The sequence below is a fragment of the Pedobacter kyonggii genome, from assembly GCF_004310665.1.
In the GTDB taxonomy this organism is placed as follows: domain Bacteria; phylum Bacteroidota; class Bacteroidia; order Sphingobacteriales; family Sphingobacteriaceae; genus Pedobacter; species Pedobacter kyonggii.
The window spans coordinates 35,869-55,295 of record NZ_SIXF01000007.1 but is presented as its reverse complement, the minus strand read 5'-3'; the positions used below and the strand labels follow the sequence as shown (position 1 = coordinate 55,295).

The 19,427-nt window shown below is 38.1% G+C and carries 21 protein-coding genes and 1 tRNA gene; 13 read left to right on the top strand and 9 right to left on the bottom strand.

The window, feature by feature from the left end; all coding sequences use genetic code 11:
• Nucleotide 1 precedes the first annotated feature (1 nt).
• Nucleotides 2–691, bottom strand: coding sequence for a PepSY-associated TM helix domain-containing protein (locus tag EYS08_RS09650; RefSeq protein WP_208745834.1), 690 nt, complete (start codon nt 689–691; stop codon nt 2–4).
• Entirely contained in the window at nt 657–2,189 is a 1,533-nt protein-coding gene (locus EYS08_RS09645; protein WP_131029836.1) for a DUF2271 domain-containing protein, read from the bottom strand. The genes EYS08_RS09650 and EYS08_RS09645 overlap by 35 nt, the downstream gene beginning before the upstream one ends.
• A gap of 271 nt (nt 2,190–2,460) precedes the next feature.
• Here EYS08_RS09645 and EYS08_RS09640 point away from each other — a divergent pair, with 271 nt between their 5' ends.
• The 6 genes from EYS08_RS09640 to EYS08_RS09615 all read left to right on the top strand — a co-directional run bounded on the left by EYS08_RS09640 (nt 2,461) and on the right by EYS08_RS09615 (nt 8,400).
• Nucleotides 2,461–3,606 (top strand): methionine aminotransferase, encoded by a 1,146-nt coding sequence (locus EYS08_RS09640; RefSeq protein ID WP_131029835.1) that lies wholly within the window; start codon nt 2,461–2,463, stop codon nt 3,604–3,606.
• 20 nt (nt 3,607–3,626) lie between these two features.
• Nucleotides 3,627–4,430 (top strand): amidohydrolase, encoded by an 804-nt coding sequence (locus EYS08_RS09635; protein WP_208745833.1) that lies wholly within the window; start codon nt 3,627–3,629, stop codon nt 4,428–4,430.
• 114 nt (nt 4,431–4,544) lie between these two features.
• Nucleotides 4,545–5,579, top strand: coding sequence for a N(4)-(beta-N-acetylglucosaminyl)-L-asparaginase (locus EYS08_RS09630; protein ID WP_131029834.1), 1,035 nt, complete (start codon nt 4,545–4,547; stop codon nt 5,577–5,579).
• A gap of 43 nt (nt 5,580–5,622) precedes the next feature.
• Nucleotides 5,623–6,501, top strand: a complete 879-nt coding sequence (locus EYS08_RS09625) for a YegJ family protein (protein ID WP_131029833.1) — start codon at nt 5,623–5,625, stop codon at nt 6,499–6,501.
• Between the two features lie 24 nt (nt 6,502–6,525).
• The gene (locus tag EYS08_RS09620) at nt 6,526–7,287 is read left to right on the top strand and encodes a copper homeostasis protein CutC (RefSeq protein ID WP_131029832.1); all 762 of its coding nucleotides are present in this window, start codon (nt 6,526–6,528) and stop codon (nt 7,285–7,287) included.
• Between the two features lie 585 nt (nt 7,288–7,872).
• A complete protein-coding gene (locus EYS08_RS09615) occupies nt 7,873–8,400 on the top strand; it encodes a nuclear transport factor 2-like protein (protein ID WP_131029831.1) in 528 nt (175 codons plus the stop codon).
• 177 nt (nt 8,401–8,577) lie between these two features.
• Here the strand turns inward: EYS08_RS09615 and EYS08_RS09610 are convergent, their stop codons facing one another.
• The 3 genes from EYS08_RS09610 to EYS08_RS09600 all read right to left on the bottom strand — a co-directional run bounded on the left by EYS08_RS09610 (nt 8,578) and on the right by EYS08_RS09600 (nt 11,097).
• Nucleotides 8,578–8,970: a DUF983 domain-containing protein gene (locus EYS08_RS09610; RefSeq protein WP_131029830.1), complete on the bottom strand. Its 393-nt coding sequence runs from the start codon at nt 8,968–8,970 to the stop codon at nt 8,578–8,580.
• A gap of 437 nt (nt 8,971–9,407) precedes the next feature.
• Nucleotides 9,408–9,992, bottom strand: a complete 585-nt coding sequence (locus EYS08_RS09605; protein WP_244215912.1) for a Crp/Fnr family transcriptional regulator — start codon at nt 9,990–9,992, stop codon at nt 9,408–9,410.
• Nucleotides 9,993–10,110: 118 nt separating this feature from the next.
• Nucleotides 10,111–11,097: a D-alanine--D-alanine ligase gene (locus EYS08_RS09600; protein ID WP_131029829.1), complete on the bottom strand. Its 987-nt coding sequence runs from the start codon at nt 11,095–11,097 to the stop codon at nt 10,111–10,113.
• Nucleotides 11,098–11,285: 188 nt separating this feature from the next.
• Here EYS08_RS09600 and EYS08_RS09595 point away from each other — a divergent pair, with 188 nt between their 5' ends.
• The 6 genes from EYS08_RS09595 (at nt 11,286) to EYS08_RS09570 (ending at nt 15,394) form a co-directional block, all read left to right on the top strand.
• Complete coding sequence (locus tag EYS08_RS09595; RefSeq protein WP_131029828.1) at nt 11,286–12,056, top strand: PASTA domain-containing protein; 771 nt, start codon at nt 11,286–11,288, stop codon at nt 12,054–12,056.
• A gap of 19 nt (nt 12,057–12,075) precedes the next feature.
• Complete coding sequence (gene mltG, locus EYS08_RS09590; RefSeq protein WP_131029827.1) at nt 12,076–13,131, top strand: endolytic transglycosylase MltG; 1,056 nt, start codon at nt 12,076–12,078, stop codon at nt 13,129–13,131.
• Nucleotides 13,131–13,538, top strand: a complete 408-nt coding sequence (locus tag EYS08_RS09585; RefSeq protein WP_057934757.1) for an acyl-CoA thioesterase — start codon at nt 13,131–13,133, stop codon at nt 13,536–13,538. Before mltG ends, EYS08_RS09585 begins: the two co-directional genes overlap by 1 nt.
• A gap of 8 nt (nt 13,539–13,546) precedes the next feature.
• Nucleotides 13,547–14,536, top strand: a complete 990-nt coding sequence (locus tag EYS08_RS09580; RefSeq protein WP_131029826.1) for a YihY/virulence factor BrkB family protein — start codon at nt 13,547–13,549, stop codon at nt 14,534–14,536.
• Between the two features lie 95 nt (nt 14,537–14,631).
• A tRNA-Ser gene (locus EYS08_RS09575) sits at nt 14,632–14,716 on the top strand.
• 228 nt (nt 14,717–14,944) lie between these two features.
• The gene (locus EYS08_RS09570) at nt 14,945–15,394 is read left to right on the top strand and encodes an SRPBCC family protein (protein WP_131029825.1); all 450 of its coding nucleotides are present in this window, start codon (nt 14,945–14,947) and stop codon (nt 15,392–15,394) included.
• Between the two features lie 193 nt (nt 15,395–15,587).
• On the opposite strand, the gene EYS08_RS09565 is transcribed toward EYS08_RS09570, so the two are convergent.
• Complete coding sequence (locus EYS08_RS09565; protein ID WP_131029824.1) at nt 15,588–16,502, bottom strand: pentapeptide repeat-containing protein; 915 nt, start codon at nt 16,500–16,502, stop codon at nt 15,588–15,590.
• A 229-nt stretch (nt 16,503–16,731) separates the two neighbouring features.
• Between EYS08_RS09565 and EYS08_RS09560 the strand changes: the two genes are divergently transcribed.
• Entirely contained in the window at nt 16,732–17,745 is a 1,014-nt protein-coding gene (locus tag EYS08_RS09560) for a zinc-binding alcohol dehydrogenase family protein (protein WP_131029823.1), read from the top strand.
• A 129-nt stretch (nt 17,746–17,874) separates the two neighbouring features.
• Here EYS08_RS09560 and EYS08_RS09555 read toward each other — a convergent pair whose 3' ends face one another.
• From EYS08_RS09555 to EYS08_RS09545, 3 genes are all read right to left on the bottom strand, one after another.
• Entirely contained in the window at nt 17,875–18,174 is a 300-nt protein-coding gene (locus EYS08_RS09555) for a hypothetical protein (RefSeq protein WP_131029822.1), read from the bottom strand.
• 42 nt (nt 18,175–18,216) lie between these two features.
• A complete protein-coding gene (locus EYS08_RS09550; RefSeq protein ID WP_131029821.1) occupies nt 18,217–18,774 on the bottom strand; it encodes a hypothetical protein in 558 nt (185 codons plus the stop codon).
• A gap of 149 nt (nt 18,775–18,923) precedes the next feature.
• Nucleotides 18,924–19,340 (bottom strand): helix-turn-helix domain-containing protein, encoded by a 417-nt coding sequence (locus tag EYS08_RS09545; protein ID WP_131029820.1) that lies wholly within the window; start codon nt 19,338–19,340, stop codon nt 18,924–18,926.
• Nucleotides 19,341–19,427 lie beyond the last annotated feature (87 nt).

Sequence of the window (19,427 nt, the reverse complement as noted above, 5' to 3'; positions counted from 1 at the left end):
CTTATGGTACAAATAACTTGTAAATCAAATAGCAAACAATTGTACCCACTGCTGCGATGATGAAGCCGCTTAATCGTTTCTTTTTGATAAAACAGATTAAGATAATTCCTGAGATAGACACCAACGTCATCAGCACTGCTGAAATATCGATAATCCACGACCAAGTCTTACCAGAATCTCTTCCTTTGTGCAAGTCATTAATCACAGCCACAGCGCCAAACCTGGTTGTGGTTAATTCATATTTACCCGTTTCGCGGTCTATAAAAGAATCGGCAAGGTAGCCAGGACCATTAAAGGTTAAACTCAATTCTCTGTCATCTATCCGAAAATCGCTCAATGCACCTTTAACCTCATGTTTACCCCTAAAAAACTCAACAATTTGTAACTTATTGATCTTATTCGTATCAGGTTGGTTTACCCATTTTAAGTTTACTGACCCAGAATCTTTAGTAACCACTTCTTTACCGGAAGTAAACCAATCTGCATGATTTAAGGTTAAACCCGATACTGCAAAGAATAGCAGAATCGTAAAACTCACCATCGATAAATAAATGTGCAGCCAGCGTGATAAACCAGCTAGACGCTTTTTACCCTTACCTTTTCCATTATCTTTTTTAACCTGCCTTTTTCCCAGGCCGCTAGGCGCAGCTGTTATCTTATTTTTTTGCGGTTCCGATTTTTCTGTAGTCAAGAGATGCTGATGTTAGTTCTGTATTTGGTGTTAATTCTACTTTTTGTGCTGAGCCCGTAAATTTCATTTCCTTAGCAATTACCTGGTAAGTTCCATGCTCGCGGGCAACTTCAATAAAAACAGTGTAAGTACCTGCTTTTACCAATTTCCCACTGTCGTCTTTTCCGTCCCATGATAAGCTATATTTACCAGGACCACGTGTTGCAGAACTCGTTGAGCTCAATTTTCCTTCTGCTCCTTTTTTAAATTCATCGCCATTGGTACGGTTCCAGGATTTTAAATCTGGTAGCCAACGTGGTTTATTATACCAAATGGCCAGATTACGTACAGGCGTTTTAGCTGCATCTACAATCCATACTGCCACAAAAGGGCGACGGACACGTTTACCATCTGTAGATTCTATATTGGCAATTTCTAAGTTTACCACCAACTCATACTTAGTATTCCAAAGTTTATCAGCTTTGCTTGCTTTTTCTAAAACAGTAGCTGGCTTATTTAAAGCAAGCTCATAATTAGCCCATTCTTTACTTCTAATTTCTTTACCATCTTTAGTGACCAACAAATATGCGATATCATTTCTTTTTGCAGTTAATACTTCAATCTCAACCAGGGAAAGTACATTAAAAGAAGTAGCCAAAGCACCTGCTTCACTCGCATCAGGGCCAATAACCGTTGCACTGATTATTTCTGAAGCTGGCTTTCCAGTGCGTGGATCAATAATATGTGAATACCATTTGCCGTTTACATTAAAACCTCTGCGGTAATTACCGCTGGTTGCCACGGCCATATTCGACACTTTGATTGTTGTTAGCGCGGCATCGTTTTCAGCATCAGCTTTAGGGTTTGCTATTTCGATAGCTTCTGGCTGGTTTCCTTTAATTACCATATCGCCACCAATATTCACAACCACTTTTTCAATTCCCGGGCTCTGAAGCGCTTTCTCAGCAGCTTTATTAATGATATAACTTTTTGCAAAAGAATTTAATGCCAATGGTGCATCATTTAAACGTGTAACCGTTTTATCCTGTTCATTTAAGATGTAATGTTTTTGCTGAACCAAAACAACTGCGTGCTGTAATGCTTCAGCGGATGGTAGACGATCTTCGGCAGCTGCCTTTTTCCAAACATCACCTATTACTTTAGCTGATGCATCAAGAGCACCATTCGTTAACACTTTATAATTTTCAAACTGCTTTAAAACCTCAAATAATTCTGACGAAACTTTGGTAGTTTGTTTACCATTGTTCATCCATTTACTAAACTCACTGTTAGCTTTATAAGCGCTTAAAATATTATCCAGCCTATCTATTTCGTTTAATGCACGCGCTTCGGCTAAATCTGCGTCGGCCTGACTACTAGTTTTAAATTTTAATTCCAGCGATGTGCCCAAGACATTTTCGTAATTGGAAACAAATGTTCTTAAAGTTTTTTTAGGGCCAACAAATGCAGATGCACTTATTACCAGTAAAATGGCAGCGGTTAAGTGTTTAAACTTCATATTTAATGGATAATTGAGATTTTAGTTGCAAAGAAAGGGGTTTATCTGGAATAATTTTAAATAAGCAAAAATATATTTAAAATAATACAAAATTCCCTGGTCTAAAATTCGTTCATAACTGTCCTTACTGTGTTGCTTATTGACATTAATTAATGCGGGAGTTTAATGATGCTGAAAATCATGCACAACTGCAATCGCCCGGCCAAGTAGCAGGGGCTTTTGATATGGGTTTTTACGGTTTAAGCTTTTTTTTCCTATTTTCGCTTATAAGATGCTTAATATACAATCTAAACTACCTGGCGTAAGTACCACCATTTTTTCGGTGATGAGTAAACTTGCAGCAGAACACAATGCCATTAATCTTTCTCAGGGATTTCCAGACTATGCCTGCGACCCAAAATTAGTTGAATTGGTGAATAAAGCCATGCAAGATGGTTTTAATCAATATGCACCAATGCCTGGTTCTACTTTTTTAAAAGAAACCATTGCAGAGAAAGTAGAAAAACTATATAACATAAAATATAATCCTGAAACAGAAATTACGGTTACAGCAGGTGGAACGCAAGCTATTTTTACAGCATTGGCCACCATTATCAATGCAGGTGATGAAGTTATCATTTTCGAGCCAGCTTACGATAGCTATGCACCTACCATTAAACTTTTAGGAGGCCTGGTTAAAACCTACGAGCTTGCCCCGCCGAGTTATGCAATTGACTGGGATATGGTTAAGAAATTATTTACAGCCAAAACCAGAATGATCATCTTAAATACACCACAAAACCCAACGGGTAGTATTTTATCTTCAGATGATATGAAATCGCTTATTAAACTGATTACAGGCACCGATGTTTTAATCTTGAGCGACGAAGTTTATGAACATTTAATTTATGATGAACAAAAACATCAAAGTGTAATGCTTTATCCTGAATTAAAGCAAAGAAGTTTCATTGTAGCCTCGTTTGGTAAGCTCTTACATGCTACTGGCTGGAAACTGGGTTATTGTTTAGCGCCAGAGAAATTAACCAAAGAATTTAGAAAGGTACACCAATTTAATGTTTTCAGCGTTAATAGTCCCATGCAGCAAGCTATTGCCGATTATATTAAAGAACCAAAAAATTATACTGAAATAGGCACATTCTTTCAACAGAAAAGAGATTATTTTAGAGGCCTTTTGGCCGAAAGCCGTTTTAAGCTTTTACCTTGCAACGGTTCGTATTTTCAATGCGCAAGCTACAGCAGTATCAGCGATGAAAAAGACACCGATTTTAGCATGAGGCTGATAAAGGAATTTGGTGTAGCCACCATTCCGGTTTCTGCATTTTACCAAAAAGCTACCGATCATAAAATTATCAGGTTCTGCTTTGCTAAAGAAAACGCTACACTTGCCTTAGCGGCAGAGAAATTAAAAAACGTTTAACCAGACTAAACCTACATAAAATGGAAGCACCTGTTTACACTCAAATAGAAAATCTGAAAGTAACTGTCTTTCAGGCCTATCTTTTTTGGGAAAACATTGAGAAAAACCTTTTGAATCTGGCACTTAGATTATCGATGGGTGTAAGGGAGAAAACTGATATTATCATTTTACCCGAAATGTTTAACACAGGTTTTAGTATGAATTCTGAAGCCTTAGCCGAAGAAATGGGTGGAAAAACAATGCAGTGGATGGAAAAAATGGCACATCAGTACAATTGCGTAGTTACAGGAAGCATCATTATAAAAGAAAACAATCAATATTTTAACCGTTTGATCTGGATGGAACCAGATGGCAAAAACCAGCATTACGATAAACGCCATCTGTTTGGCATGGGGGATGAAGATCACCATTTTAGTCCAGGTAAAGAAAAACTCATTGTCGAACTCAAAGGATGGAAAATCAGATTGGCCATTTGTTACGATTTGCGCTTTCCGGTTTGGTTACGTAATGTAGATCAGGAATATGATATCTTACTCTTAGTTGCCAACTGGCCTGATAAACGATCTGCACATTGGAAGGCATTAATTCCGGCCAGGGCAATAGAAAATCAAAGTTATGTGATTGCTGTAAACCGTGTTGGGCATGATGGAAACCAGATTTATCACAGCGGATTATCAATGTGCCTTGATCCATATGGCAATACCGTTTATTATAAACCTGAAGACGAAGATTTATATACATTCAGTATCAACTACGAAGAACTGGTTAAAGTAAGAAGGCAATTTCCGTTTTTAAAGGATGCAGATAGATTCACTATCAATTAAACAATGACTAATATTTAGAATATTCAAATCACAAAGACCAAACGGGATTAATCTATTTAAAAACTCAAAAAAAACAATCAACCAGTTAACCAATTTCAACACTTAACCATCAAAATGTTTAACCGCCGCAAATTTATAAAAGCATCTGCCCTATCGGCCGGATTGCTGGCCATTGATAAAAGTAGTATCGCAAATGTAATTCCGCATGAAGAAACAAAAGCAAAAAAATTCCCGATTGTAATTTCTACCTGGGATTTTGGGATTGCAGCAAATGCTGATGCATGGAAGGTTTTATCAACGGGTGGACGTGCCTTAGATGCTGTAGAACAAGGCGTTTGGGTGCCGGAAGCTGATGAGAACAACCAATCTGTTGGATATGGTGGTTTACCTGACCGCGATGGCCACGTTACCCTCGATGCCTGCATTATGGACGAACTCGGTAACTGTGGCGCTGTTTTAGCACTCGAACATATTAAGCATCCTATCTCAGTAGCACGTAAAGTGATGGAAAAAACGCCACACGTAATGTTGGCTGGCGATGGTGCTTTGCAATTTGCATTAGAGCAGGGTTTTAAAAAGGAAAACTTGCTTACCCCTGCCAGTGAAAAGGCATGGAAAGAGTGGTTAAAAACAGCTCAATATGCGCCTGTAATGAATGTCGAAAATAAACTCTACCAGAAAGCTGCCCCGCAAAAACTCCCTGGAAACCAATACAACCACGATACTATCGGTATGCTCGCCATTGATGCTAAGGGAAACATTTCTGGCGCATGTACAACGAGTGGTATGGCCTATAAATTACATGGAAGGATTGGCGATAGTCCGATTATTGGGGCCGGTCTTTATGTTGACAATGAAGTTGGTGGTGCAACCTCAACTGGCGTAGGTGAAGAGGTAGTGAGAAACGTTGGATCTTTTTTGGTGGTAGAATTAATGCGCCAGGGTTATGCCCCCGAAGCCGCCTGCAAAGAAGCGGTAATGCGCATCATTAAAAAGAAGCCCGAAACAGCCAAAAACATACAGGTAGGATTTTTAGCCATCAACAAAAAAGGCGAGTATGGTGCCTATGCCATTCAGAAGGGTTTTAGTTATGCCGTTTGCAATGCAGAAAAACAAGACCTTTTAATCAATGGCAAAAGCTATTATTAATATGTTGAATTTTCCCAAACGATTAACAAAAATGAAACGGTAAATGGGATTATTATCTAAAATTTTCGGAAAGAAAAATGTTGCCGAGCGCGAGGGTGAGCCAGATATGGTTTATGTGCCGAGCGAAGATGAACGCATGAACTGGGCGATCGAAAAAGCCAATTTAACTCTTTGGTATTTTGAAGAAAGTTTAAAAAACAAACAACCTTACCAAAACTATTTTTCTATTAAAGTACTCATTACTGATGGTGATGAAGGCGAACATATTTGGTTAACAGATCCACATTTTGACGATGAAGGGAACTTATTTGGTACCGTTGGAAACGAACCAGTAAATATTCATTCCGTAAAATTTAATCAAAAAATCGGCATAAAGCGCGATTTAATCTCTGATTGGATGATTATTGAAAACGGCAGGTTAATTGGCGGTTATACCATACGGGCCATTAGGGATGGCGTTGCAGAAAAAGAGAAAGCAGCATTTGACAACAGCATAGGTTTATATATTGATGAGGGCGTTGATCATTTTAAAGCCAATCTCGAAACACCGGAAGGTGCGATTCTGGCGATTGAAAAAGCCTACAACAATAAAGATATTGACGCTGCCATTGCCTGTAAAGATTTTTTTGAAGAAGCTAAATCCTTACTTTCTGTGATGAAAATGGAGATTGATCAGGATATCATCAACGAAACTGCCGAAGTGCTTAAACTATCTTTCATCAACAATATAGAAGAACATGGTTTTCCTGATTTTTCTACTATCCAAAATGCTTTTCCAGAACGTAAAAAAGTTGACGAAACCCATTGGGTAATTACAGAGGTATGCTGGTATCCAGATGGAGGAAAATCAGTGCAGTTGCTTAACACCTACAGATCGCCAAAGGGATGGGTGGTTTTAGGACCAGCAGGACCACAGGAATAATATAAATTAACTAAATTAAGTATAATGAGTGAAGTGGCAATTGGTTGCTTAGAAGTTTGCGCTAATTCTTATCAATCGGCATTGGCTGCGCAAAATGGCGGAGCAAAGAGAGTGGAGCTTTGTGATAACCTGGCAGAAGGTGGTACTACACCAAGTTATGCACAAATTGCCCTGGCTAAGAAAAACCTATCCATCGAAGTTTGGCCAATTATCCGTCCGCGCGGAGGCGATTTTCTATATTCCGAAATCGAGTTAGAGTTAATGAAAGAAGATATAAAAATCTGCAGATCATTAAATTGTGAAGGTATAGTTACCGGAATACTTAAATCTGATGGCACTATCGACAAAGAAAGGTGCGCTGAACTAATTGAACTGGCCAAACCTATGGAGGTGGCTTTCCACAGGGCATTTGATATGAGTAACGATATGGATCAGGCATTGCAAGATTTAATCGCGCTCAACATAAAAAGGGTGCTTACCTCTGGAGGTGCTTCTTCTGCGATTCTGGGAGCAGAAAAACTAGCACAGCTTGTAAAAAAAGCCAATGGCCGGATTACCATCATGCCTGGTGCAGGTATAAATGAAAACAATATCAAAAACCTTATTAATCAAACCGGTGCCACGCAATTTCATGCTTCAGCAAAGGAATTTGTGCCAAGTAAAATGGAATTCAGAAATACGGAAACCAAAATGGGCAGTATTGAGGACGAATATCGATACGAACTCACCGCCGAAATAAAAGTTAAGGCTTTAGTTGATTGTATAAACAATGCTATAAATAATTAATTCTAATTGTCATTTCGACCACAGTGTTCCAAAGGAACTCCTTCGGAGGAGAAATCTTTGAACTACACAGAAACGTAAAATAGTCCTCTTTTGCAACGAGGATTAGTGAAATGCGCATTTGTAATGCGAAAAGACAGTTTAAATGCGATAAAATCGCCCTTCCCCTCATAGCAAAGAAGGATGATAGGCAAAAAAAAAATTCATAGTTAGCTTCGTAGGAAAGGATTGGGCACATTTTAGGCAAGCCTCTGTTCCATAAACCCGGTAAAAGCGGCAGCCTCCGATCCTTTATCGGAGCTATAGCAAATAACGGGACTGCTGTTCCCGAAGCATTACTGAGCGCTCATTTTCTAAAAAAACCTAATCGTAAAATACGTATGTTATATTTTTATTCTTATTCGCATTATACTATAAATTGTTAAAATCATTTTTAGCATCCAATACTTTGAACTGCGCTTACTTTTTATTATCCATTTTATCTAGTTGCTCCTATTTCAGTATGTAAACCCAGGGACAAAAACTGTATACATTCAATTAATATTCAAGTAATTAGTTATATTTAATCAAACCAATAAACTAATTATCATGAAAAAATTATCATCCCTGATTATGGCTACCTTACTTTTTGCAGCATGTGAAAATAAGGAAGCTAAAACTACTGATATGGCAGTAGCTGCAGACAGTACAAAGTATCCGTATACCATTAAACAGGTACAAAACTGGGAAATGAACCCCGATACCAAAAATGCAGTAACTGCAATGACACTTATTAAAACATTCGAAAATCTAGATACAGCCCGTATGAGCAAGGTGCTTGCAGACAGTGTGGCCTTAGATCTGGATGGTTACAAATTTAAAGGGACAAAATCTCAGCTCATGAAAGAATTACAGGGCGAATTCGACAAAATGAAAGGTTTTAAAATCGACATGCAAGACATGGAATCTGTAGTGAACAAAGATAAAAGCGAAGAATGGGTAAGCCTATGGTACAGCCAGGTTTCAACAACAAAAGAAGGTAAAACCGATACAGTGGCTTTATTTAACGATATTCAATTGAAAAATGGAAAGGTGGTGAGATTATCTGAATATGTTCAGCACCCAATGAAGAGATAGCTAAAAAAAGAAGCTGTATTATAAATATAGATTGTCATCCTGAGCCTGTCGAAGGACTACATTAAATAACCTTGGCAGCGTTTTTCGGCAAGCTCTCCGTAGGAGTCGTTTGGACAACATGACAAAACCTAAAGAGAAATTAGTTTTATGATACAGCCTATTTTTATCTATAGTTTCTTAATCTCCACTTCCTGGAACATAGTGCAAGCCTGGTGTAAGGTAATGAAGCAAAATAACCCTCGAATAGCGGTAATTAATTGGAGATAACAGTAAAACACCCGTTAAGATTAAACTTACATAATACCACAGGTTTTCATAAACTAAAGGCAAGCCTAAAACATAAGATGCTACTCCAATGGTAATAATTTCTGCAACATTCATGGCGTAACTTACAAACATCGCTACGTAGAAAAATCCTGGTTCACGCTCAAATTTTAAGTTGCAATGCGGACAGGTAATATTTGTTTTTTGTAATCTGAAAGAATAAGCACTTCCAGTAAAGATATCTCCTTTGCGGCAGCGTGGGCATTTACATTGTAAAAACGCTTGAAATTTAGATAACTCAGCCATAATCTTCTAATTTGATAGTACAAAGGTAAGGCTAAAATTAAAAACTAATTTATGATCTACGTCATGTTTGAGGGATAATTTATAGCACAAAAATCAATATAAATGACGTAAATAATTGATTATGTTTTTGGCCTACAGCTCATGCTTTCCTCGGCTCATCGGCTGAAAATTTATTCATTTGTATTATAGTTTTCAACTGCATTCATGAGGGCTTCGCCGTTTTCTTTAGCAGTTAGTGGGTTGGATGTCTCGGTGGAGCCCGAAAAATTTGTTAGGCCGGATTTAAGTAGAACGGTGATACGGTGCTATGGCCTAGTCGGACCGATATAAGAAATTTACATAAAACAATCATACATAAGTGATTACAAAATAACATAAATGACAGGCATTAGTATATTGGTTCACTGGTCATTTGTTTATTAGTTCCCAATAAAATGCTAAACCTTTACTATTTTCCCTTTAATGATTTTAATCAGGCCTTTTTCGGCTAGTATTTTAGTCCCACGAATAACTGTTTCTACCCTTAAACCGGTCATATCGGCTAATTCTTGCCGCGTTACCTTTAAATTTTCACCTAAAGCAATATCGTTAAGAAGGTAATTGATAATTGTTAACAATCGATGCTCAGCCTTTTCGCTCGCCAATTCTTCCAGCATCATCGATTTATAGAAAAGGCGGTTACTTAAAGTACGGATAAGGTCCGTGCTAAAATCGGGTTCGTTTTTGATCAAAGCAAAGAAATCTTCTTTATTTACAGCAATAATCTGCGAATCTTTATTAGTGATGGTAAAAGCTAAATAAGGTCTGTCGGTTAATAATGCAGGTTCGCCAAAATACTGGCCCGTTTTAAAAACCCCTTGAATAAATTCCTTTCCTTCATCGCTAACGGTAACCATTCTTACCTCGCCCAATTTGATAAAATACACATAGCGCGGCTGCATGCCGGGCTCGTAAATAACCGAATCTTTCGGGTAGCTTTTGAGTTTTAAACCTTTATCAATCAATTTTTGGAAGTTCATCATTGCTTATAGTAGTTTAATCTGCTCAAACAGTCGTCATTCCCGCGCAGACGGGGATCTTAAAGCCTGTTGCATTGCGATTATTCATAAGTTTCCCTTGTAATGACAAGAATTATGAAAACTACCCTAAGGTTTCTTTCATTAAACGGGTGTAAAACTCTTTCAGTGTAATACCCATTGCTGCTACCTGTTGTGGGATAAAACTGGTTGCTGTTTGCCCAGGAATGGTATTGATTTCGATAAAATAAAATTTACCCGTCCCTTCTTCCAAGAAATAATCAACGCGTACCACTCCTCTGCAATTTAGTTTCTTATATACATCCTTTACCACCTGTTGTACACGACTCACCTCTTCTTCATTCATTCTGCCTGGTGTAATTTCTTCAGTTGCGCCTGGAGTATATTTTGCTTCGAAATCAAAAAATTCATTTACTGGAATCACTTCTGTGGTTGGCAAAACAATAATTTTTCCTTCAGCTCCAAAAATGCCAATCGAAAACTCTCTACCACTAACAAACTCCTCTATTAAAATCTGATCATCTTCTTTAAAAGCCTTTTCTAAAGCGCTTTCCAGATCATCGGCATGTTTTACCTTACTCATGCCAATGCTGCTGCCCCCACTATTTGGTTTAACAAAATAAGGCAATCTTAAATCTTGCTTAATTTGATTTAGATTATAGTTGCCACCTTTAAATATCTGAACTGATTTTGCGGTGTATAGGTTATCAATGCCCTCTACAACTGCTTTGGTATAACCTTTATTCATCGTAATTGACGAAGTTAGTGCATCGCAGGCGGTGTAACGGATACCCAACATATCGAAATAGCCCTGTAATTTTCCATCCTCGCCAGGAGAACCATGTATGGCAATAAAAACACCGTCGAACTTAATTTTTCTTCCTTCAAGCGTTAAGGAAAAATCATTTTTATCAATTTCGATTTTAACAGAATCTGCAGGCTCATAAAACCAGCCCTTTTCGTTCACCATAATCTTATACACATCATATAAATCAGGGTCGATATTTTGAGCAATAGTGGCTGCGCTTTTCACCGAAACAACCCATTCGCCTGTGGTACCGCCTGTTAACAATGCTATCGTTTTCTTCATGTTAAAAATCCTTTTATAAATAGAAATTGAATATAAATATATCCTCAAAAATATAAATATCTTTGTGCTTTAGTAATATTGAAGGAGAGAATTTATTGAATGGTTGAATGAGGAAATGGATTCTATAATTCAATCAATCATTAAAATAGTTACATTTGAGCTTGTACGCATAACCCAAATTAAGATTCATGTCTAAATTTATAGATTATTTAAAAACCAAATCGTTTAGAAACAATATTTTAGCTGCAATAGTAACCGTTATTGTGCTTCTATTGGTCGCTTTTTTTAGTTTAAGATATTACACCAAACACGGACAAGGCCTAAATGTACCTATGGTAAAAGGCTTATCTTTTGAGCAGGCAGTTAAGAAACTCGAAGATGCCGGATTAAAATATGAAGTAGATTCTGTTTTTATTATGGATCAACCTGCAGGAATTGTAATTGATCAGGATCCTGATCCCAATACTTTTGTTAAAGATAACCGGACCATTTACTTAACCATTAATGCAGGTAAAATACCGAATACAAAATTCCCTGATATAGCGTTTAAGACCTTAAGAGAAGCACAGGCTATAATAGAGAGTTCGAGATTAAAACTCGGAGATACCACCTATAAGCCAGATGTAAGCCGCGATGTGGTTTTAGAAGCTTCTTTCGGCGGTCAGCCAATAGCTGCCGGGCAGATTGTACCTGTTGGCTCGAGGATTAACCTGGTATTGGGCGATGGTCGCGGAAACGAAGAAGTAGATATTCCACAACTAACGGGATTAACCATGGATGAAGCTAAATTTAGTTTGAGGGGCTCGAACTTAACTTTAGGTACCATTATTTACGATGGCCCTATTACCGATAGTGCTGCTGCTATTATTATTAAACAAGACCCTATGCTGGTTGATTCGTTAACCAAAGTGGCTATAGGTACAAAGATTAACATTACCCTATCTAACAAACAACAATAAACACGTATCATATTTACAGATGACTGAAGTAGAAAAAAAGAACATGAGTACAGGCAAAAAAGTGGCAATAGTGATTGCGCTTGTTGTTATTTTAATTGCCGGTTACTTTGCATTAAATATTTACAGGCTTTACTTTGCCCCTAACGTTACCGAAAATCAAAAATATTTATATATCAAAACCGGAAGCAGCTACGATGATTTGATCGCAGAGATTAAAAAGAAAGATCTGGTAAAAAGTATCTCTTCTTTTACTGCAGCTGCCGGAAAAATGAATTTACCTGCGAGTGTTAAACCCGGACGTTACCGTTTAACCAAGGGCATGACTAACCGCACTTTAATTAACTTAATTAAAGCTGGAAATCAAGATCCGGTTAAATTGAAATTCCATAACATCCGCAAGAAAGAAAACTTTGCTGCATATTTGGCCAGCAACCTGGAAGCCGATTCGTTAAGCTTTATCAATGTATTGGATTCTACTGCATTAATTAGCAAATATGGTTTTAATCAGGATAATGTGTATGCCATGTTTATCCCGAATACTTACGAAATGTACTGGAATATTTCGCCGGTTGATTTCTTTGAGCGCATGCACAAGGAATATGATAAATTCTGGACAGCCGACCGCAAGCAAAAAGCAGCAAGTTTAAACCTTACTCCTACACAGATATATACCCTGGCTTCTATTGTTGATGCAGAGGCGCTTTACGACAAAGAAATGCCCATTATAGCAGGTTTGTATTTAAACCGTTTAAATAAAGGCATATTGTTACAGGCCGATCCAACGGTGATTTTTGCAAACAACGATTTTACGGTTAAAAGAGTAACCGGAAAATTATTACAGGTACAATCGCTTTACAACACTTATAAATACGCTGGTTTGCCTCCAGGGCCGATTATGATGCCAAGCATTAATGCGATTGATGCTGTACTAAACCACGACAATAACAGTTACATTTACATGTGTGCCAAAGAAGATTTTTCTGGCTATCATAATTTTGCTGAAAATAAAGCGCAGCACGAAATCAATGCCAAGAAATACCGTGAGGCTTTAAACAAAAGAAACATATTTAAATAATGTATAGCCACAGTACAAAAATCAGGGTCCGGTATGGCGAAACTGATCAGATGGGCTATATGTATTATGGTAATTATGCACAGTATTACGAAGTAGGCCGGGTAGAAATGTTACGCAGTTTAGGTATGAGCTATAGCTCGATGGAAGCTGATGGAATTATGATGCCTGTTTTAGAATTAAAGTGCAAATATATTAAACCCGCCCTTTACGATCAGGAAATTACGGTAAAAACAATCATCAAAACTTTACCGGGCATCAGGATCTTTTTCGAGTACGAGTTGTACAACGAAAAAGAAGAGCTGATCAACATTGGCGCAACTACGCTGGTTTTTGTCGATATGAAGAAAAATAAACCGACAAACCCACCCGAAAATTTTATGGAAAAACTATCGGTATTTTTTAATTAACAAATACAATGGAATGGTTACATAGGCAATTATTACATCTTAAACTATATTCTAGATTTATCGAATGGACGAAGGGCTGTGTTTTGCCTGGTTTTAGCCCACTTCCATTGTACACTGTAGCTACATTTTTCTTTCGTGAAATTGGCAAAGATGCTTTGGTAAACAAGTCATCATCTTTAGCTTATAGTTTCATGCTGGCTATCTTTCCTGGCATTATCTTCTTATTTACGTTAATTCCTTTTATTCCAATAAAAGGCTTCCAGGATCAACTGTTAAATTTAATACAGCTTGTACTGCCACACAACGCTTTTGATGCCTTTGAAACCACATTGAAAGACATTATTAAAAACCAGAACAGGGGCTTATTATCTTTCGGTTTTTTATCGGCCATATTTTTTGCCACCAATGGGGTTAAAAACTTAATGAAGGCTTTTAATAAATCATCATTGATTATCGAAACCAGGGGCTGGTTAAAACAACGCTTAATTGCACTGGTATTAACTACGATTATTTGTTTTTCCATTATCATCTGCATCAGCGCCATGACTCTGGGAGAAGTTTTACTGAATAAGATCACAAACGAACTCCACATTAAAGGTAGTTTCCTAGCCTTTGCGGTACAGTTTACCCAGTGGGCACTACTGGCTATTTTATATTTTTTAACGGTATCTATCTTATATCGATACGGGCCAGCACATTCTAAAAAATGGCGTTTTTTTAGTGCAGGTTCCTGGTTGGCTACCATTTTAGCTTTCCTTACCATTTGGGGCTTTTCTTTTTACATTAACCATTTTGCGTCATATAACAAAGTGTACGGCTCTATCGGAACATTAATTGTAGTGATGATCTGGCTTTACCTCAATTCTTTGATTTTATTGATCGGTTTTGAACTAAATGCCAGCGTTGACGTAAGCAAAAGAAGCGTGAAGATTATCCGTCCTACCTTTAATTTGTTCAAAAAATCAGAGCCAATTGAAGAAAATATACAGAAGAAATAATTTTTTCTCCCTCTGTGTTAAGTAATTATCAAGTTTATATAAAAAAAAAGCATTCATAGTTTGCAGATTTAACCGGAGTTCGTACTTTTGCCTCCGGAAAGCTGGCAGAGTGGTCGAATGCGGCAGTCTTGAAAACTGTTGACTGTAACAGGTCCGGGGGTTCGAATCCCTCGCTTTCCGCCGAAAAATCAAAGCCTGAAATCGTAAGATTTCAGGCTTTTTTCGTTTATCAAAACATCCACCCCATTTTAACAATATCAGCTACCGCAATTAACCCCTAATTAAGTCGCATTAACCCCCACTTGCTTTAACTTTTTACTACCATCTTTGTTAAGACAGTGGAGCAGCAACCAATAAAAACGGGCGAACCGAAAAGCCAGATGAGTAGGATCAGAAAAAATCTATTTTATGTCTAACAACCAAGTTTCATTACACAGAGTAATTAAGGCATCTCCTGAAAAGTTATATCGTGCATTCATCGAGCCTGTAGCGCTTGCTTCCTGGATGCCACCTTACGGTTATCTGGGTACGGTACACCAAATGGATGTTAAAGTGGGTGGTACTTTTAAAATGTCATTCCAGAATTTCACTACGGGCAATAGCAATTCCTTCGGTGGTGAGTACCTGGAGGTTAAGCCGAATGAGCTGCTGAAGTTCACAGATAAATTTGATGATCCTAACATGCCAGGAACCATCGTAAATACGATCAGATTAAAAAAGACTTCAGTAGGTACAGAACTGGAAATTTTACAGGAAAACATACCAGCAGCCATACCTGCCGAAATGTGTTACCTGGGTTGGCAGGAATCGTTAGAAAAACTGATTAAATTGGTAGAGCCAGAAATACCTGAGGGTTAACTGGTTTTTATTTGGCAGCTTAGAAAATGGGGCGCCATTGCGGGGAGGAACAAAAGCCTATCCCGACTTTCGGGGAGCAACCTTTCCTGGTGCGATAAGATTGCTTCATCCGATAAAAAATCGGCCTCGCAATGACGATCCATCTATACCGATCATCTCATCTCCTTTTTTAAGAGGCATAGATATGCTTATATTACACCAAGTTAACCTTCGATAAATCAGCACCTAAACCTTTGAGTGAAGCATAAGTGAGTTTATCCATTGTTGCCCCATCAAAGCAAATGGTTTTAATGGCCCGGTAATATTTATTCGTAAGGGCAAAGGTAGAGCGGAAGGACACGTTTTTAAGTGTTGCGCCTTTAAATGTAGTTTCGTTAAGTGCAGCGTTGTGAAACAGCACCCCGGTAAAAGTCTGCCCATCCAAACTGAGTCCACGCAGATCGGAATAGTCAAAGTCTACCCCCTCAAACACGCAGTTTTCAAAAACTGTTTTCCTCAAATCGGTCTTGCTCAGTTTTACCTCAGTTAGCTTGGTATTACTGATCTTTGCCCCAGCCAGCTCTAAAGCATAGAATTTTGTACGCACCAAAACGGCCTGATCAAAATTAGTGGCTGTAAGATCAGTGGCCGACAGGCTGCAATCGGTGAGGTTTGCCCTTTGGAAAATGGCTTCACGTGCATCGCTACCCAGAAACGAACTGCCCGTCAGGTCGGCACCAGTAAAATCTGATCCATGTAAATTACTCCCGTTAAATTTCAGCTTATGCGCAATAACACCAGCGAAATCAGTCTTAGCCAGATCGTTCCCGCTAAAATTGGTCAGCAGCTGTGGCTGATGTGAATCTGTTAAACCGTTTACCACTGGTATTGTCTCTTCAACGGCACTGATTGCGTTTGGAGAAGAGAGGTTTTCTGAAAAATAATTGAGGTCTACATCCAGAATCTTGGCGAGTTGGTTTAAGGTAATAATGTCTGGCATTGATTCTCCCCGCTCCCATTTTCCAACGGCCTGTGGGCTTACAAATACATGTCCGGCGAGCGCAGCCTGAGACATGTTTATTTTTTTTCGTGCTCCGGCAATTTTGTTGCCGATCATTTTTGCATCCATATGTACTGTCTTTTTTTAATCTTTCGACATTGCAAATGTAGCCGACCAGTTAGCTAAATTCAGCAAATCAGCCGATCGTTATAGTTGTAAATACGCTACTTATTGTTGCTTTTTAGCAACTGTTAGTTGTATTTAAGCCACAAGCGCATTTCGAAAAGCTAATAAAGCAATATCAGTTTATATTTGCCTTACAGAAATCATAAAAATTGTATACTAATATAAAGAAAAAATGAAAGCTATAGGATTTAAAACCTCACTCCCCATTTCGGTAGAAGACAGTTTTATCGAATTTGAAACAGCTATCCTGCAACCAAGCGGACGTGATATATTGGTTAAGACAAGCGCGATCAGTGTAAATCCGGTTGATTATAAGATACGCCAGAATAGTGCGAAAGATATGATATTGGAAACGCCAAAGGTGATTGGCTGGGATGCTACCGGAACGGTAGAAGCTGTTGGAGAAGCAGTTACTTTTTTTAAACCTGGCGATGCGGTTTATTATGCTGGTGATCTTACACGAAGTGGCAGTAATGCCGAATATCAATTGATAGATGAACGTATTGTAGGTTTAAAGCCAAGTACACTCAGCAATGCCGAAGCTGCTGCTATGCCCTTAACCGCACTTACCGCATGGGAATCGTTATACGATCGTATCCGCATCAGCGAACAAAAAGATAAAGGGAAAAGTATACTCATTATTGGAGGTGCCGGTGGTGTAGGTTCAATTGCCATACAGCTTGCAAAAAAAATAAGCGGGCTAAAGGTAATTACCACGGCTTCGCGTACTGAAACTAAAGAATGGTGCCTGGCCATGGGAGCCGATTTAGTAGTAAACCATAAGAACCTGGTTGAAGAAATACGTGCAGCAGGTTATCAGGAAGTAGACTTTATACTGGATTTTGTTGATCTGAATGCGTATTGGGATGCAATAGCAGAACTCATAAAACCACAAGGGCATATTGTTTCCATTACCGGCTCTGCAACGCCTATTGCGCTGAATAAGTTAAAAAATAAAAGTGTTACTTTTTCGTGGGAACTGATGTATACGCGTTCGATGTACCAAACCGATGATATGGAAGAGCAACATCATATTTTAAATAAACTTGCCGAACTTTTTGATAATGGCACACTTAAAACCACGTTAAACACCACATTGAAAGGATTTACAGCAGAAAACCTAAAAGAAGCTCACCGCCTATTGGAAAGCGGAAAAACGATTGGTAAGGTTGTAATCGAATATTAATCAGTTAATGGTAATATGGAATAGTATGTTGCCATATTACCATAATGCAACAACCCCAAAACAAGAAAAGGCCACTCCTTTCGGAGCAACCTTCCCGTATTTTTGATCGATAAAATAAATTGGGCGGGTTTATTTTTTCCCGCTCATATCCAGAAAAATGGATCTAATGCCTTCTAGCAGCTCTTTTCTTTCGCTTGCCAGCACCAATGGGAACCATTCGTCGGTGTGTAATTCTACAACATGCTCATGAATCAGGTAATGCCTGCCAGATCTAACCCTTCGGCGGTTACCGGGAATGATTGTTCCAGATAACATTTTGATTATAATTTTCGTAATCATCCTAATGTATTTCGGAGAATCCTCATATTTACAGTCAATAAAAAGGATCCACAATCCGTTCATCGTATTGTATTGTATACTTGCTTTCATTTATGAAGCTTATTAAAGATGATTACTAAGGAATACCCGTTTTTATAAACTAAAGCCCCAGGCGATTCTGAAGCCTACAAAGTTGTTCGTATGGTCACAGTGATAGAATTTGCCATTGCTTTCGTAGCGTAATCCGGCATCGATGTAATTATTGTTATGCAGATAAAATATCATTCCCGCCTGCGGTGCATATACAAATACCGCTTTTTTGCCTTCAACACAGTTTGTTTTATTTAAAAGAACGGAAAAACCTATTTCCGATTGGAGATAAAGGTTACTTCTGTAAAAATATTTTAAGCCTGCTTTAACCGGAACAAGCTGTAAATCATCAACCAACCGTGAATAATTGGCTGATACAAAAATGTTGTTGAACCCTGTATTTACCGTGGCATATAAAATGCTTTCGGTAATGGGAAATTCTGCCTGAACGGAAACCCCAAGGGGTGCTTCGTATTTTTTGGCTAAATAACCAGTCGCCAAACCTGTTTCGATACCAACTGAGTACCGAATACCTGTACCACCATAAACCTGCGATTGTGCTTTGGCGCCTTGAAAAATAAACAATGGTAACAGTAGAGTTAATGCGTTAATTGTTTTCATGATTTCGAAATTTTAGTGAATAGAAATCCATCACCATAAGTGTGTTTATGGCGAATTATTTAGAGAGATACTATAAAAAAGGAGAGTTCACCCAGATGGTAAACCCTAAGAAGATATGAGTTTAAAACAAATAAAATACCAGTAATGGCTTAAGAAATAGACCGATTGTTATTTCTTGGCATAGTATGATGTGCAACCGTTTCTGAAACACCCTTTTCTATGTTGTTATTGCTTAATATTTCGTTGTATTTTTCAAGTAATTTGATGTATTTATTCATCCAGAAATATACAGAATTCGCATCACCCTTGGGTTGATCCCCTGTGTGTGCATCAAAAGCTTCATGGATATAGTTACTGTTTTTAGCAAAAGTTTCGGGTAACTCAACAGAAAAATCGTGACCAATTACGGTACCCACTTTCCAAATAATTTCGGGATTTAGACTTTTCTGGTCAAACCAATTGTAAATAGTTCTTCTACTTACATTTAATTTCCGGGATAATTCACTTATCCCCATTCTGTCTCTGCGCACAACACGCTCAAGAACCTGGCCTACATTTAAACTCATAGCAGTTAATTTAATTTAAAATAAAACATTTAAATTCGATCAACAATCTGGGACGACTATTACTATTTATGCAATTTAATAATTATT

Coding starts and splice junctions, on each gene's coding strand:
- EYS08_RS09645 (WP_131029836.1), bottom strand. CDS start 2,189: ATGAAGTTTAAACACTTAACCGCTGCCATTTTACTGGTAATAAGTGCA.
- EYS08_RS09640 (WP_131029835.1), top strand. CDS start 2,461: ATGCTTAATATACAATCTAAACTACCTGGCGTAAGTACCACCATTTTT.
- EYS08_RS09635 (WP_208745833.1), top strand. CDS start 3,627: ATGGAAGCACCTGTTTACACTCAAATAGAAAATCTGAAAGTAACTGTC.
- EYS08_RS09630 (WP_131029834.1), top strand. CDS start 4,545: ATGTTTAACCGCCGCAAATTTATAAAAGCATCTGCCCTATCGGCCGGA.
- EYS08_RS09625 (WP_131029833.1), top strand. CDS start 5,623: ATGGGATTATTATCTAAAATTTTCGGAAAGAAAAATGTTGCCGAGCGC.
- EYS08_RS09620 (WP_131029832.1), top strand. CDS start 6,526: ATGAGTGAAGTGGCAATTGGTTGCTTAGAAGTTTGCGCTAATTCTTAT.
- EYS08_RS09615 (WP_131029831.1), top strand. CDS start 7,873: ATGAAAAAATTATCATCCCTGATTATGGCTACCTTACTTTTTGCAGCA.
- EYS08_RS09610 (WP_131029830.1), bottom strand. CDS start 8,970: ATGGCTGAGTTATCTAAATTTCAAGCGTTTTTACAATGTAAATGCCCA.
- EYS08_RS09605 (WP_244215912.1), bottom strand. CDS start 9,992: ATGATGAACTTCCAAAAATTGATTGATAAAGGTTTAAAACTCAAAAGC.
- EYS08_RS09600 (WP_131029829.1), bottom strand. CDS start 11,097: ATGAAGAAAACGATAGCATTGTTAACAGGCGGTACCACAGGCGAATGG.
- EYS08_RS09595 (WP_131029828.1), top strand. CDS start 11,286: ATGTCTAAATTTATAGATTATTTAAAAACCAAATCGTTTAGAAACAAT.
- mltG (WP_131029827.1), top strand. CDS start 12,076: ATGACTGAAGTAGAAAAAAAGAACATGAGTACAGGCAAAAAAGTGGCA.
- EYS08_RS09585 (WP_057934757.1), top strand. CDS start 13,131: ATGTATAGCCACAGTACAAAAATCAGGGTCCGGTATGGCGAAACTGAT.
- EYS08_RS09580 (WP_131029826.1), top strand. CDS start 13,547: ATGGAATGGTTACATAGGCAATTATTACATCTTAAACTATATTCTAGA.
- EYS08_RS09570 (WP_131029825.1), top strand. CDS start 14,945: ATGTCTAACAACCAAGTTTCATTACACAGAGTAATTAAGGCATCTCCT.
- EYS08_RS09565 (WP_131029824.1), bottom strand. CDS start 16,502: ATGGATGCAAAAATGATCGGCAACAAAATTGCCGGAGCACGAAAAAAA.
- EYS08_RS09560 (WP_131029823.1), top strand. CDS start 16,732: ATGAAAGCTATAGGATTTAAAACCTCACTCCCCATTTCGGTAGAAGAC.
- EYS08_RS09555 (WP_131029822.1), bottom strand. CDS start 18,174: ATGAAAGCAAGTATACAATACAATACGATGAACGGATTGTGGATCCTT.
- EYS08_RS09550 (WP_131029821.1), bottom strand. CDS start 18,774: ATGAAAACAATTAACGCATTAACTCTACTGTTACCATTGTTTATTTTT.
- EYS08_RS09545 (WP_131029820.1), bottom strand. CDS start 19,340: ATGAGTTTAAATGTAGGCCAGGTTCTTGAGCGTGTTGTGCGCAGAGAC.